The sequence below is a fragment of the Alteromonas sp. 14N.309.X.WAT.G.H12 genome (assembly GCF_036697315.1).
GTDB lineage: Bacteria > Pseudomonadota > Gammaproteobacteria > Enterobacterales > Alteromonadaceae > Alteromonas.
This window is the reverse complement of the sequence record NZ_JBAHZB010000085.1, coordinates 1,553-15,103: the sequence shown is the minus strand read 5'-3', so window position 1 is coordinate 15,103 and position 13,551 is coordinate 1,553. Positions and strand designations below refer to the sequence as shown.

Below are 13,551 nucleotides of genomic sequence, written 5' to 3'. Positions count from 1 at the left end.
ACCCGCGCAATTTAGACATAGATGGATAGGGCCAAAAGTGGTTTGTACTTCACGAAGGGCGTTTTGTACCTCTTCTGCTTCTCTCACATCCACCTTGATGAATTTAGCCCTGTTGCTATTTAGGGCGGCAATACTTTGATGCCCTTGTTCTTCACTGATATCCAGCAAAGCCACATTGGCGCCTTTGCTAATTAGAAATTGGGCGGTGGAGAAGCCCAATCCAGACGCACCGCCAGTAATGACGGCGGTTGAATGTGTTAGATCCATTGTTTTTACCTGCTACCTTTACGTTAACGTAAGTGTAACCGGCGCGCGAAAATTAACAAGACGATTGCTAATGGACGGCGTGAAAAAAGATCTATTGCTTTGGCAACTGTATTTTACGTTCTTCTGTGGGACGGAAAATAACCAGCATATGGCCAATTACCTGCACTTTCACAGATTGGGTTTCACGAATGATGGCATCCATGATCAATACTTTTTCTTCTTTGTCGTCGGTGGGTACCTTAACTTTTATGAGTTCATGATGATTAAGTGCACTGTCGATCTCGGCTACAACCCCCTCTGTAAGGCCATTTGCGCCAAGTTGTACCACAGGTTTAATCGAGTGGGCCAAGCCCTTTAAAAATTGTTTTTGTTTATTTGAAAGTTTCATTTATCCGTATTTCTTACAATTAAAATAACGTTATACCTTGAAATAACGTATTCTAACGCCATCTTCGAAACAATCCTAATGACAATGTGTTGGAATGACAAAAAAGAAACATTCAGCCAGTTCTAAACGCTGGTTAAAAGAACATTTTGATGACCATTACGTCCAGCAAGCGCAAAAGCAAGGCTGGCGATCCCGTGCGGTTTTTAAACTGGAAGAGATTCAGAATAAGGACCGATTGATGAAACCCGGTATGACCGTGGTGGATCTTGGTGCTGCGCCGGGAGGCTGGTCCCAACTGGCGTCTCAACTGGTGGGCGATAAAGGGCAGGTTATCGCATGCGATATTTTAGCTATGGATCCCATCGTTGGCGTAGATTTTCTTCAAGGGGATTTTCGTGATGAAGCGGTGCTGGAAACATTATTGAACAGAATCGACGGAAAAACCGTAGATATTGTGTTGTCTGATATGGCGCCGAATATGAGTGGTAATAACTCTGTAGACCAAAGTCGGTCGATGTATTTGTGTGAATTAGCCTTGGATATGTGTCATCAGGTACTGAAACCAAATGGCAGTTTTGTTATCAAAGTATTTCAGGGAGAAGGGTTTGACGAGTACTTCAGGGCATTGCGTGATGCCTTTTCTAGTATCAAAACCCGTAAACCTGATTCGTCACGAGCGCGATCACGAGAGGTGTATTTGGTGGCTACTGGGTACAAAGTGTAGTACGCTGTAGTGTGACGAAGTATGGAATGCATTTCGAACGGAATTAAATAGAGTGCAAACAGTTTAAAAGAAATTGTCTGCTTCCCGTGGAATGGAAAGGCAAATTGTTGTCATCGAATCCCGGATTTTCCGGTTTTATTAGAGGTTAGTAGCTTGAGCGATATGGCAAAAAATTTAATCTTATGGTTAGTCATCGCCGTTGTGTTGATGTCGGTATTCCAGAGTTTTTCTCCGGGAGAATCTACACGCACGCAAACGGACTATACAACATTCCTGAAAGAAGCTAATCAGGGTAACGTCCGGGAAGTTCGCATTGATAGCGATGCCCGTGAGATTCGTGGTACCCGACGAAACGGGGAGTCCTTTGTGACATATATTCCCTATTTCGATGATCAATTGATTTCTGATTTAGTTAAGAAAGATGTGCGTATCTTGGGCGAGCCGCCTGAGAAACCGTCAATTCTTACATCTATCTTTATTTCGTGGTTCCCCATGTTGCTGCTCATCGCAGTCTGGATTTTCTTTATGCGACAAATGCAGGGCGGCGGTGGCCGTGGTGCCATGTCCTTTGGAAAAAGCAAAGCACGACTGTTAGGTGAAGACCAAATTAAAACCACCTTTGCCGATGTGGCAGGTTGTGACGAAGCAAAAGAAGACGTCTCTGAATTAGTCGACTTCTTGCGGGACCCGTCAAAATTCCAAAAATTAGGCGGTAAAATTCCTAAAGGTGTTCTCATGGTAGGCCCTCCTGGTACAGGTAAAACCTTACTTGCCAAGGCCATTGCCGGCGAAGCGAAAGTGCCATTTTTCACCATATCGGGTTCTGATTTTGTGGAAATGTTTGTGGGCGTGGGTGCATCTCGGGTGCGTGACATGTTCGAACAAGCGAAAAAGGCCGCACCTTGTATCATCTTTATCGATGAAATCGATGCCGTAGGTCGCCAACGTGGTGCAGGTTTAGGCGGTGGTCACGATGAACGTGAGCAAACCCTTAACCAGATGTTGGTGGAAATGGATGGCTTCGAAGGTCATGAAGGGATTATTGTTATTGCCGCTACCAACCGCCCTGATGTACTTGATCCTGCGTTATTACGTCCAGGTCGTTTTGACCGTCAGGTTGTGGTCGGTTTACCGGATATACGTGGTCGTGAACAGATTCTAAAAGTGCATATGCGTAAAGTGCCAATTGCCGATAATGTAGAAGCATCTGTTATTGCCCGTGGTACACCAGGCTTTTCCGGCGCTGACTTAGCGAACCTAGTTAATGAAGCTGCGTTGTTTGCAGCGCGGGCGAACAAACGCGTAGTCGCAATGGAAGAGTTTGATAAGGCCAAAGATAAAATCATGATGGGCGCAGAGCGCAAATCTATGGTGATGTCTGAAGATGAAAAGGCAATGACAGCCTACCACGAGGCGGGCCACGCCATCGTAGGTCGTATGGTGCCAGAGCATGATCCTGTTTATAAGGTTTCTATTATTCCCCGTGGTCGCGCCCTTGGCGTAACAATGTATTTACCAGAGCAAGACCGGGTTAGTCATTCCAAACAGCATTTAGAAAGTATGATTTCGAGCTTGTTTGGTGGACGTATCGCAGAGCAAATCATCTTTGGTGACGACAAGGTAACTACGGGCGCATCGAATGATATTGAACGAGCGACGGAAATTGCCCGTAAAATGGTAACCCAGTGGGGACTTTCCAGTAAAATGGGCCCCATGTTGTACGCAGAAGATGAAGGGGAAGTGTTCCTCGGTAAATCTATGTCTAAAGCGTCAAATATGTCTGATGATACGGCTCGTGCCATTGATGCTGAAATCAAAGCGATTATCGATACTAACTACGAGCGAGCACACCAAATACTCGAAGAAAATATCGATATTTTGCATTCGATGAAAGATGCATTGATGAAATATGAAACCATCGATGCTAAGCAAATTGATGATTTGATGGCAAGACGGGAAGTCCGCCCACCTGCGGATTGGGACGACCGTGCACCGAAAGGTGACAATAACCCACCGGGCGGTAAGCCCAGTCGTGAAGGCGAAATCAAGGACGATGGCATTGACAAGCCATCCGTAGGTAAGCCAGGCGACCTGCCAAGTTAACAAAAAAATAAAACGCCAGCTTAAGCTGGCGTTTTTAATTCTGCTTTGATCATTCAATTGTTATTAATAATGACAGATATACGTTATGCACTTTAAACATACTGAAGTAGATCTTTTGACTGCCCAAGTAATGGGTATACTCAATGTGACACCAGATTCGTTTTCTGACGGTGGCCAACATAATACGTTGGAAAAGGCGTTAGAAAAGGCGACCCAAATGGTAAATGCCGGTGCCACTTTTATTGACGTCGGCGGTGAATCAACACGCCCGGGTGCGCCAGAAATCAGTGAGCAGGAAGAGTTAGACCGGGTGATCCCGGTGATTGAGCGTCTTTCAGGCACACTCGATTGTGTGTTATCTGTTGATACCAGTAAGGCGGCAGTCATGCGTGAAGCGGTATCGGCTGGCGCAGGACTTATTAACGACGTAAGGGCACTGCAACTACCCGGCGCATTGAGTGCGGCGGCTGAAGCCCAGGTACCGGTTTGTCTTATGCATATGAAAGGCGAACCTACCACTATGCAAGAGGCGCCGTCTTATGAGGATGTGGCAGACGAAGTCATCAATTTTCTGCTGGCGCGGGTGGATGACTGCATACAAGCCGGAATAGCAGAAGACAGTATTTTGCTCGATCCTGGGTTCGGTTTTGGTAAAACCCTGGATCACAACTATCAATTGTTGGCAGAGCTGGGACGGGTAAAGCATTTAGGTTATCCATTATTGGTAGGTATGTCCCGTAAATCTATGATTGGTGCGCTAACAGGAAAGCCTGTTGATGGGCGTTTAGCAGGGAGTATTGCATTGGCCACCCTCAGTGCGCACATGGGGGCGAAGATAATTCGTGTACATGATGTGGATGAGACGGTGGATGCAATAAAAATTGTGACTAAAATTCAACAAATAAAAGAAACAGTTCAAGGAGCCTGAAATGGGTCAGCGCAAATTTTTTGGTACAGACGGCATTCGAGGAAAAGTAGGCGAGAGCGCCATACATCCCGAATTTGTGACCAAACTGGGCTGGGCTGCCGGAAAAGTTCTGGCAGGTCATGGTACGAACAAGGTACTTATTGGAAAAGATACACGTATTTCGGGTTATATGCTGGAGTCGGCGTTAGAAGCGGGTTTATCGGCAGCAGGCATTAATATAGGTTTGCTCGGTCCCATGCCGACGCCCGCCATTGCCTATCTTACAAAAACCTTTCGTTCTGAAGCCGGTATAGTTATCTCCGCGTCCCATAATCCTTATTACGATAACGGGATTAAGTTTTTCTCCGCAGACGGGTATAAACTGGATGATGATATCGAGTTAGCCATTGAATCCATGTTGGAAGAGCCCATGACCTGTGTGGCGTCTAACAAATTAGGGAAGGCCTCTCGTATTAACGATGCCGCAGGACGTTACATTGAATTTTGTAAAGGCTCATTTCCGTCTGATTTGTCGTTAAAGGGCCTGAAGATCGTGGTGGACTGTGCCCATGGTGCAACCTATCACATCGCCCCGAATGTGCTGTCTGAATTGGGTGCAGATGTTATTGAAATTGGTACCTCCCCTGATGGTTTAAATATCAATGATAACGTCGGCGCTACATCGATGAAAGCCACCGTAGACAAGGTATTAGAAACCGGCGCAGACATGGGCTTTGCCCTTGACGGTGACGGCGATAGAATTATGTTGGTTGACCACCTTGGCAATGTGCTGGACGGCGACCAAATCTTGTATATTGTGGCCCGTGACGCCCTCAAGTCTGGCAGATTATCTGGCGGTGTTGTGGGAACGCTCATGAGTAATTTAGGGCTGGAAGTGGGATTAAGTAAACTGGGGATCCCTTTTGCTAGAAGTGCGGTAGGGGATCGCTATGTTATGGAATTGCTACAGCAAAAAGGCTGGGCTATTGGCGGTGAAAACAGTGGTCACATCTTGAATTTAAACCTTGCTTCAACCGGTGATGGTATTGTGGCAGGGCTGCAAGTGATCACTGCCATGTTGCGGGCGGGCATGAGTTTGCATGAGCTGAGTGGCGGGTTTGAAATTTTCCCTCAGTCGTTGATTAATGTTCGCTACGATGACAGTTCGGGTAATCCTCTTGACAGTGACGAGGTCAAAATAGCGGCAAAAGAAGCGGAGTCAGCGTTGGGTAAAGCAGGCCGGGTGTTATTGCGTAAAAGTGGTACTGAACCGCTGATTCGGGTTATGGTAGAGTCTGATGATGAGTCGCTTTCACTAAAATGGGCCGAATTTATCGCCGACGCTGTACGTAAAGTGGCCAATTAGTTGATTCGTTTAAAATAAAGTAATTAGGGGGCTTGTATATTATGATTGGAATCGTTAATATCACGCCCGCTTCAGTACAGGGTTGAGACTGACGTGAATACAGGAAAGCGAAATTACCTGGTTGCAGGTAACTGGAAAATGAACGGAAGCCGTTCTTTAGTCAACGAATTTATCGACGCTTTTAGCGGTGTCAAATTTAATCATGTTGACGTGGCATTGTGTCCACCTTCTCTATATATTCCGGCTTTTAGCGGAAAAGGTATAGCAATTGGTGCGCAAGATGTTAGCCATTGTGACAATGGTGCCCACACCGGCGATTTATCGGTGTCCATGTTAACGGAATTTGACTGTAAATACTGTATTGTTGGTCACTCTGAACGCAGAGAAGACCATGGCGAATCAAGCCGAACTGTGGCAGAAAAAGCCCGTAAAGTTATTGAAGCGGGTTTGATACCTATTATTTGTTGTGGTGAGCCATTATCCGTTCGTGAAAATGGTAATGTTAATGAGTTTGTTGAATCTCAGTTGCAAGCGATTTTCGACCTTATTGACGTGAAGAATCTACAGAATGCTGTCATTGCTTACGAGCCAATATGGGCCATAGGCACAGGAAAAACGGCATCACCACAAGAAGCCCAGGATGTTCATGGGTTTATTCGTAGTTACGTTGCAACAAAGGATGCTTCATTGGCAGCTCGCATACAGATTTTGTATGGCGGCAGTGTGAAGCCAGATAATGCCAAAGAGTTATTTGCTCAGCCCGATATCGATGGTGGATTGATAGGCGGCGCGAGTCTCAAGGCGAAAGATTTTATTTCAATTTGCCAAGCGGCATCTTGACGAGGTTATTATGTTATACGAAGTGCTTTTAGTCGCTTACCTGATTGTTGCCATAATGCTTATTGGTTTTGTATTAATCCAACAAGGTAAAGGCGCCAACATGGGTGCATCTTTCGGTGGCGGTGGCTCTAACACTGTTTTCGGTTCCAGTGGTTCAGGGAACTTTATGACAAAAACAACAGCAACTCTTGCTACCTTGTTTTTTGTATTAAGTTTATTCCTTGGTAATATCACAGCGAACAAAGAAAAAGCAGTGGATGAGTGGCAGGAACTTGAAGTTCCCGTTGAACCAGCGTCTACGCCAGCAACTGACGATGTACCTGTATCTGAACAATCAGATGTACCGGTAGCTCAGGAAAGTGACGTACCTGCAGAGCAATCTCAGGAACCACAGGATGATATTCCTAACTAAAAACAGTTTTGCGGAAGTGGTGGAATTGGTAGACACGCCATCTTGAGGGGGTGGTGACTTCGGTCGTGCGGGTTCAAGTCCCGCTTTCCGCACCAAATTGAATGAAGGCTACAACTTTATGAGTTGTAGCCTTTTTAGTTGTAGCCTTTTTGGTTTCTGCATTAGCAAAGGGTATACCTCCTTACGATGAGGGCATGAGATCTTACTTGGTCGGTGATTAATCCGTTAAAAGTGGCTAAAACCGCAAGTTTGCATCATACTTGCTTTACTTTAAGGGAACTGACTAAAAAGGGGAAATTTATGGATATCTTACGCATTATTTTGTCAATTTTACTACCGCCGTTAGGCGTATTTTTACAAGTGGGTATTGGCGTTCAATTCTGGATCAATATAGTGCTTACCTTATTCGGCTATATTCCGGGTATTGTTCATGCGGTATATATCATAGCAACACGCTAAGCCAAACGGATGGCTGCCTTATAGGCAGCCTCTAATTTCATTTTATTCCTGTCATCATTAGCGTGTGTCAGCGCTATCTGAAAAATATTGTCTGCTTGTTTGTTCAGCACCTTTTGTTGCAAAGGTGCAACCTGGCGCTGAATTTTGTCGATACAATAGAGCAAGTAAACCATTACCGCGGTATGGGTTGCCCCTGCGGCACTGATCTCACAAAATGCTTTATCCACAATACTGGCAAAACTACCGGTTTTTCTTAAAATCCAAATATTGGTTTGGGTATGGATCAGAGCGGAAGGCGGAAATTCCTTACCGGCTAAATGAATGCAAGCCGACGTCAGTCTGTCAGCACTGGTTCGCGCGGTTTCTGGATCATTGATACCTGGGGAGAGCGCCCGCAGGGCGATGTCTACCAACTGGGAAAGTGAAAATTCAGGATCTTGTATGGCACTGCGTTGTTCGCCTAAAAATATATGGCGCTGATAGGCATCAAACCCTTCGTTCGTTAGCGGATGTACACTATGAATTGTCATTACGGTGTCGTTTAACGTGACATAATCGCCGCCTCTTACATGGATCTCTATTCCCGTGACATAGGTTCTTGGAAACATCATGAGTCCTTCATAATCCACCGCCTTGACGTAACCACTTTGGTTGGGTGAAATCTGCGTGGTATAGGGGCCAGTTTTGATCATGTCTGGGCTTATGGCTTTAATCGCTCCTATGTTGTTTTGAGCAGGGAAAAGGCTGTCGATGTGATAAATGGCGGCTTGATAGCAGCGTTCTATGATCTTATCTGCCTGAATAAAAGTCGCGATGTGGTGGATAAAATAAATAAGCAGTAAGGTGTCGATAATACCCAAAAACAACACGATAAACGCATAGAGGGAAACGACAAAAAGGCCTGTTTCTTCAACGCCTAAACGGTGTATGGTCAATAGACAAAAAACAAAGGTGGAGGTTAAGGCGCCAAGTACGCATTGGGTCCCCCGATCATCCATAAAGGTTTGAATGAGACGAGGACCAAACTGCTTTGAGGCCATGGTCAGTGACACTAATGTCATGGAAAAGGCGATGCTGGTTGCGGTGATGGTGGCAGTGGCAACGGTGGATGTGAGTTGGACCGCCGACTGAGGAGGGATTGACCAGCCCCAAAGTGGTGATGAAATATCAGCAAAAAACCAGGCTACGAAGAGATACAGGCTACTCCCAATGATAACTGACGGTACAATCATGCAGGCTGGAATAAACCAATAACTTACCCGTAGTTTTTCCCAAAAGGTTTGTAAAAACGTGGCCGTTGTAATGAGTAATTTGTTCACCTTTGATCTCAATTTGTTGGTGTGGGTTGTTAACTATGGTCTTGGGTTCCGAAGGACTCGTCTTGCGAGGTTAAGACCTGTAAATTTTGCTTCGTTATGGCAACGTGAATTTCCTTTGCTTCACGAATTTCACCATCGACGGCATAGGGCGTTTTTTTATCCAGCGTAATCTCAATAGTTTGCGCCTGTTTGTAGTAGATCCGTTTTGATGCTTGTTTGGTTTGCTTATCTGCCAATACTAATTCTGCGAGGGAAAGTAACTGACTGTCTTCATCCTGTTGAGGGTGCAGCCAGGTAATATCCGCCTTGCCGTCGGTGATATTCGGTTGTTCTCCGCCCTGGGCCAGAGCTGTGGTGATGGGGGCGGCATTGGCAATAACAAAACTTGGGGTGGTTATTTCGTGTACTTGTTCTTCATCATCAAAAGAGACCTTAAGTGACATGGCGTTATTGACAGACAGGGCCTTCCACAGGCCTCGTAAATAGGCAAATTGCCCCCCTTCATTTTTTTCATCGCGATCGGCTGAGGCAATCATTTGCTGCTCAAAGCCTAAAGCCACCACCATTAAAACCAGTTCATCATTACAGGTTGCGGTATCCATGGTTGTTTTATGCCCCATAGTAATAATGTCGCAGGCGGTTTGTATGGGAAGCAGACGGCTACGGTATCCATGCAGTACCTGACTGAGGGCATTGGCTGTGCCTAGGGGAATAACGGCCAGTGTTTTATTATCATTCACACACACACTGGCGACTTCCGTTACAGTGCCATCACCGCCACAAGCCACGAGTACATCTGCACCATCTTCTACCGCAGTCAAGGCACGTTGTTTAGCACTAATGTTTTGGGTCGTTTCTAATACCGTGACCCGAAAGTGAGGATTAAGAAACCCAAGGATCTGTTTTTTTTCTTCTTGCCATTTACCGCCTCCGGCGACAGGGTTTGCAATTACCGCCAACGACTGGGTCAGCCTTATACGGCCACCGTGTTTGATTTTAGTTAGTGCGGCAAGTTGTTTTTTATTTAGTCGGGCTGTACTTCGAATACTTTGTATTTGGCTCATGGCTTCCTGGATTGAAAGGGTTTTATCTATCGCCAATAAATAAGCTGCCACAATTAAAACCGAACGACCGCGACCAAGGGCGCAATGCACAACGACTTTTCGGTCATCCCGTATCTGCTGATCGATCCAATTAATGGCGGTGTTGAGTTGTTCTGGTGTGGGGCTGGTATGGTCAAGAATAGGAACATTTAAATATTGGCAATCCATTTGTTGGGCCGACCAGTCCAGCGCGTCAAATTCAGCGGTGACATCAACAATAGCACTGACGCCTTGCTGTTTGAGGGTGTCAACATCGTGGGTAGATAGCCGGCAGGCAAGATACAAACTGGGCTTAATTTGCTGGATGGGCGGTACCTTGTCATGTTTACGCGCCCAACTGTTATAGGCACCGGTGCCGAGTAGAAAGGGGATGAAAATCCAGCGAATATAAACGGGGATAGTGCCGTCTTTGCGTTTTCTAAATAGGCTGGGGTAGTTAAAAATATAGGCAAAAGATACTGCAGATAACGAAAAAAATACCCATCCGAGTAATATTTTTAATGGCCAATAGGGCACAAACCAAGTGGCGATTGCGGCAATGATAGCGCCTAAAAGGTAGTACTTGACCATCTTCACTCGTATTTCTCCCTGTTATTCGGTCATTTTCTTGAACTAAGTAATGAATTTGCCGTACCTATTCATTCAATACGGTTTAAATCGAAACTGGATTGCTTTGTTCGATATTAAATGGCCCTTTTAGGTGAACAGTGTGAACACAAGATGGAAAAGTATTCTATTGAATTTCATCTGGTTTCAGACGATTTGGTTTTGTGTAGTTTTGTTTCAAAACCAGTTTGTTTGGCTGGCGATTTTGCTCATCCTTGGATACGTTGCCATCATGCCCTTTCGCCAAGTAAACATGTTATTTGGTGTCGCAATGGCGTTTTACGGCACCTTTGTCGACGGTACGATGGCAGCATGGGGATTTTATGAATTTACACCCCATGGGCGATTTTTGATCCCAATGTGGCTAGTGGTTCTTTGGGTGGCATTCGGGTTTATGCTGCGGGTGAGCTTAACCTACTTACGGGGGCGTTATTTATTAGCATCCATTCTTGGAGCGGTGTCTGGTCCGTTGAGTTACTTCGCCGCCGCCAAATTAGGTGCGGTAAGCTTTCCTCTATCTCTTGTGCTTACCGGGCTGATGATTGGCGCTTGGTGGGCGATAACAGTGCCACTTTGGCTACGTATCGATTTATGGCTAAGCACCCGTATTGAACAGGTTCGTTTAAAATAAATGTGGGGTGAATAATGACATCAACGGTATTGGTTACGGGCGGAAATCGAGGTATTGGACGGGAAATTGTACGCGGTTACGCCCAGCAAGGTTTAAAAGTGTTGCTAGGTTGCAGAAATGAAGACGAAGGGCTGGAAGCGAAAAAAGACATGGTAGGTGGCGATGTACATGTCATCACCCTGGATCTTAACAACGAACAACAACTGATAGAAAGCGTGACCCGGGCACAAGCCGTGTACGGCGATATCGATATATTAATAAACAATGCCGGTTTTTTAACCGAGCATAATTGGCAAAGCGTCACCACTGAGGATATGCAACATGCAATGCAGGTACATGTGTACGGGCCGCTAAGTCTTATTCAGCAAGTGTTACCGGCAATGATAGAAAACAATTATGGACGTATTGTTAATGTGTCATCTACCTACGGGGCTTTTGACCAAGAGATTAATGGGCCCATTGCGTATTCTATTAGTAAGGCGGCGTTAAATGCCCTCACTGTGAATATTGCACAAGACGTGGATAAGACAAACGTAAAAATCAATGCAATGAGCCCAGGTTGGGTTCACACGCGTTTAGGGGGGAAGGATGCTTCGCGTACCCCTCAAAAGGGGGCGGAAACCGCAATCTGGCTAGGGTTACTCGACAAGGATGGACCTACAGGAACATTCTTTAAAGACAAACAAATCTTATCTTGGTAAAACCGGCATCCTTAAAAACGGGCTATGGGAAAACCTCCATAACCCGTGAGGGTTATTGGATTGCTGCGATGACTTTGTTGCTGAGGGTGGACAAGGTGTTACGAACCTCAGTCACAGATTGATCCTGTTTTAAATTGACCACAAGGGCATATTTACCGCGACGAATAGCTGAACGCACGGTTTGTACAATAGCATCCCGGTCGGGTCGTAAACCGATCAATCCAGCTACAAAAAGGCCGATAAATAAGCCGGGGCTAATTAGCGCAATATAGGTGAACAGCGGGTTATTTTGCGTTAAGGCAGGCCCGATATTTACAAGCACAAAGGCGAAGAGTAATCCGGTGGCAATACCGGCAGCACCTAAAATTAGGTGTGAATGCCACAAGTGCTTGCCAACCTTATCACTGGCCTTTTCTAGTTTGGCATTAAACTCCTGATCATGGGGATGGATAAGGGTTAATTGCTGTGGTGACAGATTGGTTTGTGCTTTAAGTGTAGCAATACTCTTTGCTGCTTGCGGCTCATCGTCAAAAATGGCGGCCAACTGGGACTGTTTTGCTCCGACGATCGCATCAAGTGTTGCTGTTGAAATATCATTCATAGGTCACCCGTTCGTTTTACCTAGGCTCACCGCACTTTTATGCTGGAGTATTCCTTTTAAGCCTTGGTATTGGAGTAAGAAGATACCCTGAATATTCAAAATGTATACCGTGATATTATCTATATGATAATAAACGTATTTATTTTTTAAGGGTGGGAGAATAGGGGAAATCGATGCTACTGATCCTGCAGTATTTTCCGGTCTACTGCAAAATATTCTTACTATACGCAGGGTCGATATGAAGCCGAAAAAGCGTATTAGTCTAATGCTACCGGTTGTCTTTACCCACTATGGTGTCTATCACCCCTGAATTGAGCCAGTTTAGTCGGGAATAGCAGGGAAATTACCTTCACCCGAAGTCAATATTATCTGAAAGCCCCCCGGCATCACCTTGTTTCCTCACCAGAGGTCAGCGCGTAGCAATGAGGTAGAAAAATGATTCATCGGCGATCTTTTCTCTTTCTTTAATCGTACTTTACACGAATGAATGTATCCATAACTCTTACAAAGTTAGATTCATGTGTAACTATTCACAAGATCGCTAACTTTATTCGAAAGTATTAAAAAGGTGTGATTTATTATCTTTTTAGTACAAATTGTGATTTTGTAACATCATGATTAAAAAGAATTTTAATTGGTGTTTTACGCCATTTCTGAGATTCACACCATAACGTGAAGAAAATGAAGCTGAAAGGCCGTAAAGGTGGGTTAGCCGAAACCCACCTTGAAAAATATGATTAGATGTTGATATAATTAGAACTCAAATTAATAGAGTGAAAATAAAAGGCGCAAATGAGCGCCTTTTATTTATGTTTTAAAAAAATCGGGAGTGCATTAGTTTTTATGCAATTTGAAGGTTACATATCGTTAGGCATTTATTTTGTTGCCATGCTAGGCATAGGGTTATTTGCCTATCGCCAGTCAACCAGTGATATTTCCGGATATATTCTTGGCGGCCGTCAGGTCAGCCCCCAGGTCACCGCCTTGTCTGCGGGGGCATCGGATATGAGTGGGTGGATGTTAATGGGCTTACCCGGCGCCATGTTTGTTGCTGGTTTTGATGCGCTTTATATTGCGGTTGGTCTGCTAATTGGGGCATTAGCCAATTATCTTCTTGTTGCACC

Annotated in this window: 15 protein-coding genes and 1 tRNA gene; 11 read left to right on the top strand and 5 right to left on the bottom strand. The window is 45.1% G+C overall.

What is annotated here, in order from left to right:
- Positions 1 to 267: SDR family NAD(P)-dependent oxidoreductase (locus V5298_RS16120; protein WP_332932467.1), on the bottom strand; the 267-nt coding region annotated here is incomplete at its 3' end.
- A gap of 91 nt (positions 268 to 358) precedes the next feature.
- Positions 359 to 655 carry a ribosome assembly RNA-binding protein YhbY gene (gene yhbY, locus V5298_RS16115; protein WP_332932466.1) on the bottom strand — a complete coding sequence of 99 codons (297 nt, stop codon included), beginning with the start codon at positions 653 to 655 and terminating at the stop codon, positions 359 to 361.
- Positions 656 to 749: 94 nt separating this feature from the next.
- Between yhbY and rlmE the strand changes: the two genes are divergently transcribed.
- From rlmE to V5298_RS16075, 8 genes are all read left to right on the top strand, one after another.
- A complete protein-coding gene (rlmE, locus tag V5298_RS16110; RefSeq protein WP_332932465.1) occupies positions 750 to 1,379 on the top strand; it encodes a 23S rRNA (uridine(2552)-2'-O)-methyltransferase RlmE in 630 nt (209 codons plus the stop codon).
- Positions 1,380 to 1,532: 153 nt separating this feature from the next.
- Entirely contained in the window at positions 1,533 to 3,482 is a 1,950-nt protein-coding gene (ftsH, locus tag V5298_RS16105; protein ID WP_332932464.1) for an ATP-dependent zinc metalloprotease FtsH, read from the top strand.
- Positions 3,483 to 3,567: 85 nt separating this feature from the next.
- Positions 3,568 to 4,410 (top strand): dihydropteroate synthase, encoded by an 843-nt coding sequence (folP, locus tag V5298_RS16100; protein ID WP_332932463.1) that lies wholly within the window; start codon positions 3,568 to 3,570, stop codon positions 4,408 to 4,410.
- A 1-nt stretch (position 4,411) separates the two neighbouring features.
- Positions 4,412 to 5,755, top strand: coding sequence for a phosphoglucosamine mutase (glmM, locus tag V5298_RS16095; RefSeq protein ID WP_332932462.1), 1,344 nt, complete (start codon positions 4,412 to 4,414; stop codon positions 5,753 to 5,755).
- A 93-nt stretch (positions 5,756 to 5,848) separates the two neighbouring features.
- Entirely contained in the window at positions 5,849 to 6,595 is a 747-nt protein-coding gene (gene tpiA, locus V5298_RS16090) for a triose-phosphate isomerase (RefSeq protein WP_332932461.1), read from the top strand.
- A gap of 10 nt (positions 6,596 to 6,605) precedes the next feature.
- Positions 6,606 to 7,007: a preprotein translocase subunit SecG gene (gene secG / locus V5298_RS16085; protein ID WP_332932460.1), complete on the top strand. Its 402-nt coding sequence runs from the start codon at positions 6,606 to 6,608 to the stop codon at positions 7,005 to 7,007.
- Positions 7,008 to 7,017: 10 nt separating this feature from the next.
- A tRNA-Leu gene (locus V5298_RS16080) sits at positions 7,018 to 7,102 on the top strand.
- A 205-nt stretch (positions 7,103 to 7,307) separates the two neighbouring features.
- Positions 7,308 to 7,466, top strand: coding sequence for a YqaE/Pmp3 family membrane protein (locus V5298_RS16075; protein ID WP_332932459.1), 159 nt, complete (start codon positions 7,308 to 7,310; stop codon positions 7,464 to 7,466).
- Here V5298_RS16075 and V5298_RS16070 read toward each other — a convergent pair.
- Positions 7,463 to 8,785, bottom strand: coding sequence for a DUF2254 domain-containing protein (locus V5298_RS16070; protein WP_332932458.1), 1,323 nt, complete (start codon positions 8,783 to 8,785; stop codon positions 7,463 to 7,465). The genes V5298_RS16075 and V5298_RS16070 overlap by 4 nt on opposite strands.
- A 29-nt stretch (positions 8,786 to 8,814) precedes the next feature.
- On the bottom strand, positions 8,815 to 10,458 hold the full coding sequence (locus V5298_RS16065; RefSeq protein ID WP_332932468.1) for a diacylglycerol kinase family protein: 1,644 nt from the start codon (positions 10,456 to 10,458) through the stop codon (positions 8,815 to 8,817).
- Between the two features lie 139 nt (positions 10,459 to 10,597).
- On the opposite strand from V5298_RS16065, the gene V5298_RS16060 reads away from it, so the two are divergent.
- Together V5298_RS16060 and V5298_RS16055 are read left to right on the top strand one after the other, a co-directional pair.
- Positions 10,598 to 11,125 carry a DUF2878 domain-containing protein gene (locus V5298_RS16060; protein ID WP_332932457.1) on the top strand — a complete coding sequence of 176 codons (528 nt, stop codon included), beginning with the start codon at positions 10,598 to 10,600 and terminating at the stop codon, positions 11,123 to 11,125.
- Between the two features lie 14 nt (positions 11,126 to 11,139).
- Positions 11,140 to 11,826, top strand: a complete 687-nt coding sequence (locus V5298_RS16055) for an SDR family NAD(P)-dependent oxidoreductase (protein WP_332932456.1) — start codon at positions 11,140 to 11,142, stop codon at positions 11,824 to 11,826.
- A 52-nt stretch (positions 11,827 to 11,878) separates the two neighbouring features.
- Here V5298_RS16055 and V5298_RS16050 read toward each other — a convergent pair whose 3' ends face one another.
- Positions 11,879 to 12,427: a hypothetical protein gene (locus tag V5298_RS16050; protein WP_332932455.1), complete on the bottom strand. Its 549-nt coding sequence runs from the start codon at positions 12,425 to 12,427 to the stop codon at positions 11,879 to 11,881.
- An 843-nt stretch (positions 12,428 to 13,270) separates the two neighbouring features.
- Between V5298_RS16050 and V5298_RS16045 the strand changes: the two genes are divergently transcribed.
- On the top strand, positions 13,271 to 13,551 hold a 281-nt coding region (locus V5298_RS16045; RefSeq protein WP_416351193.1), incomplete at its 3' end, for a sodium:solute symporter family transporter.

Bases quoted from the DNA above. Each gene is read 5' to 3' on its own strand.
- yhbY (WP_332932466.1), bottom strand. From the start codon at position 655: ATGAAACTTTCAAATAAACAAAAACAATTTTTAAAGGGCTTGGCCCAC.
- rlmE (WP_332932465.1), top strand. From the start codon at position 750: ATGACAAAAAAGAAACATTCAGCCAGTTCTAAACGCTGGTTAAAAGAA.
- folP (WP_332932463.1), top strand. From the start codon at position 3,568: ATGCACTTTAAACATACTGAAGTAGATCTTTTGACTGCCCAAGTAATG.
- glmM (WP_332932462.1), top strand. From the start codon at position 4,412: ATGGGTCAGCGCAAATTTTTTGGTACAGACGGCATTCGAGGAAAAGTA.
- secG (WP_332932460.1), top strand. From the start codon at position 6,606: ATGTTATACGAAGTGCTTTTAGTCGCTTACCTGATTGTTGCCATAATG.
- V5298_RS16075 (WP_332932459.1), top strand. From the start codon at position 7,308: ATGGATATCTTACGCATTATTTTGTCAATTTTACTACCGCCGTTAGGC.
- V5298_RS16065 (WP_332932468.1), bottom strand. From the start codon at position 10,458: ATGGTCAAGTACTACCTTTTAGGCGCTATCATTGCCGCAATCGCCACT.
- V5298_RS16055 (WP_332932456.1), top strand. From the start codon at position 11,140: ATGACATCAACGGTATTGGTTACGGGCGGAAATCGAGGTATTGGACGG.
- V5298_RS16050 (WP_332932455.1), bottom strand. From the start codon at position 12,427: ATGAATGATATTTCAACAGCAACACTTGATGCGATCGTCGGAGCAAAA.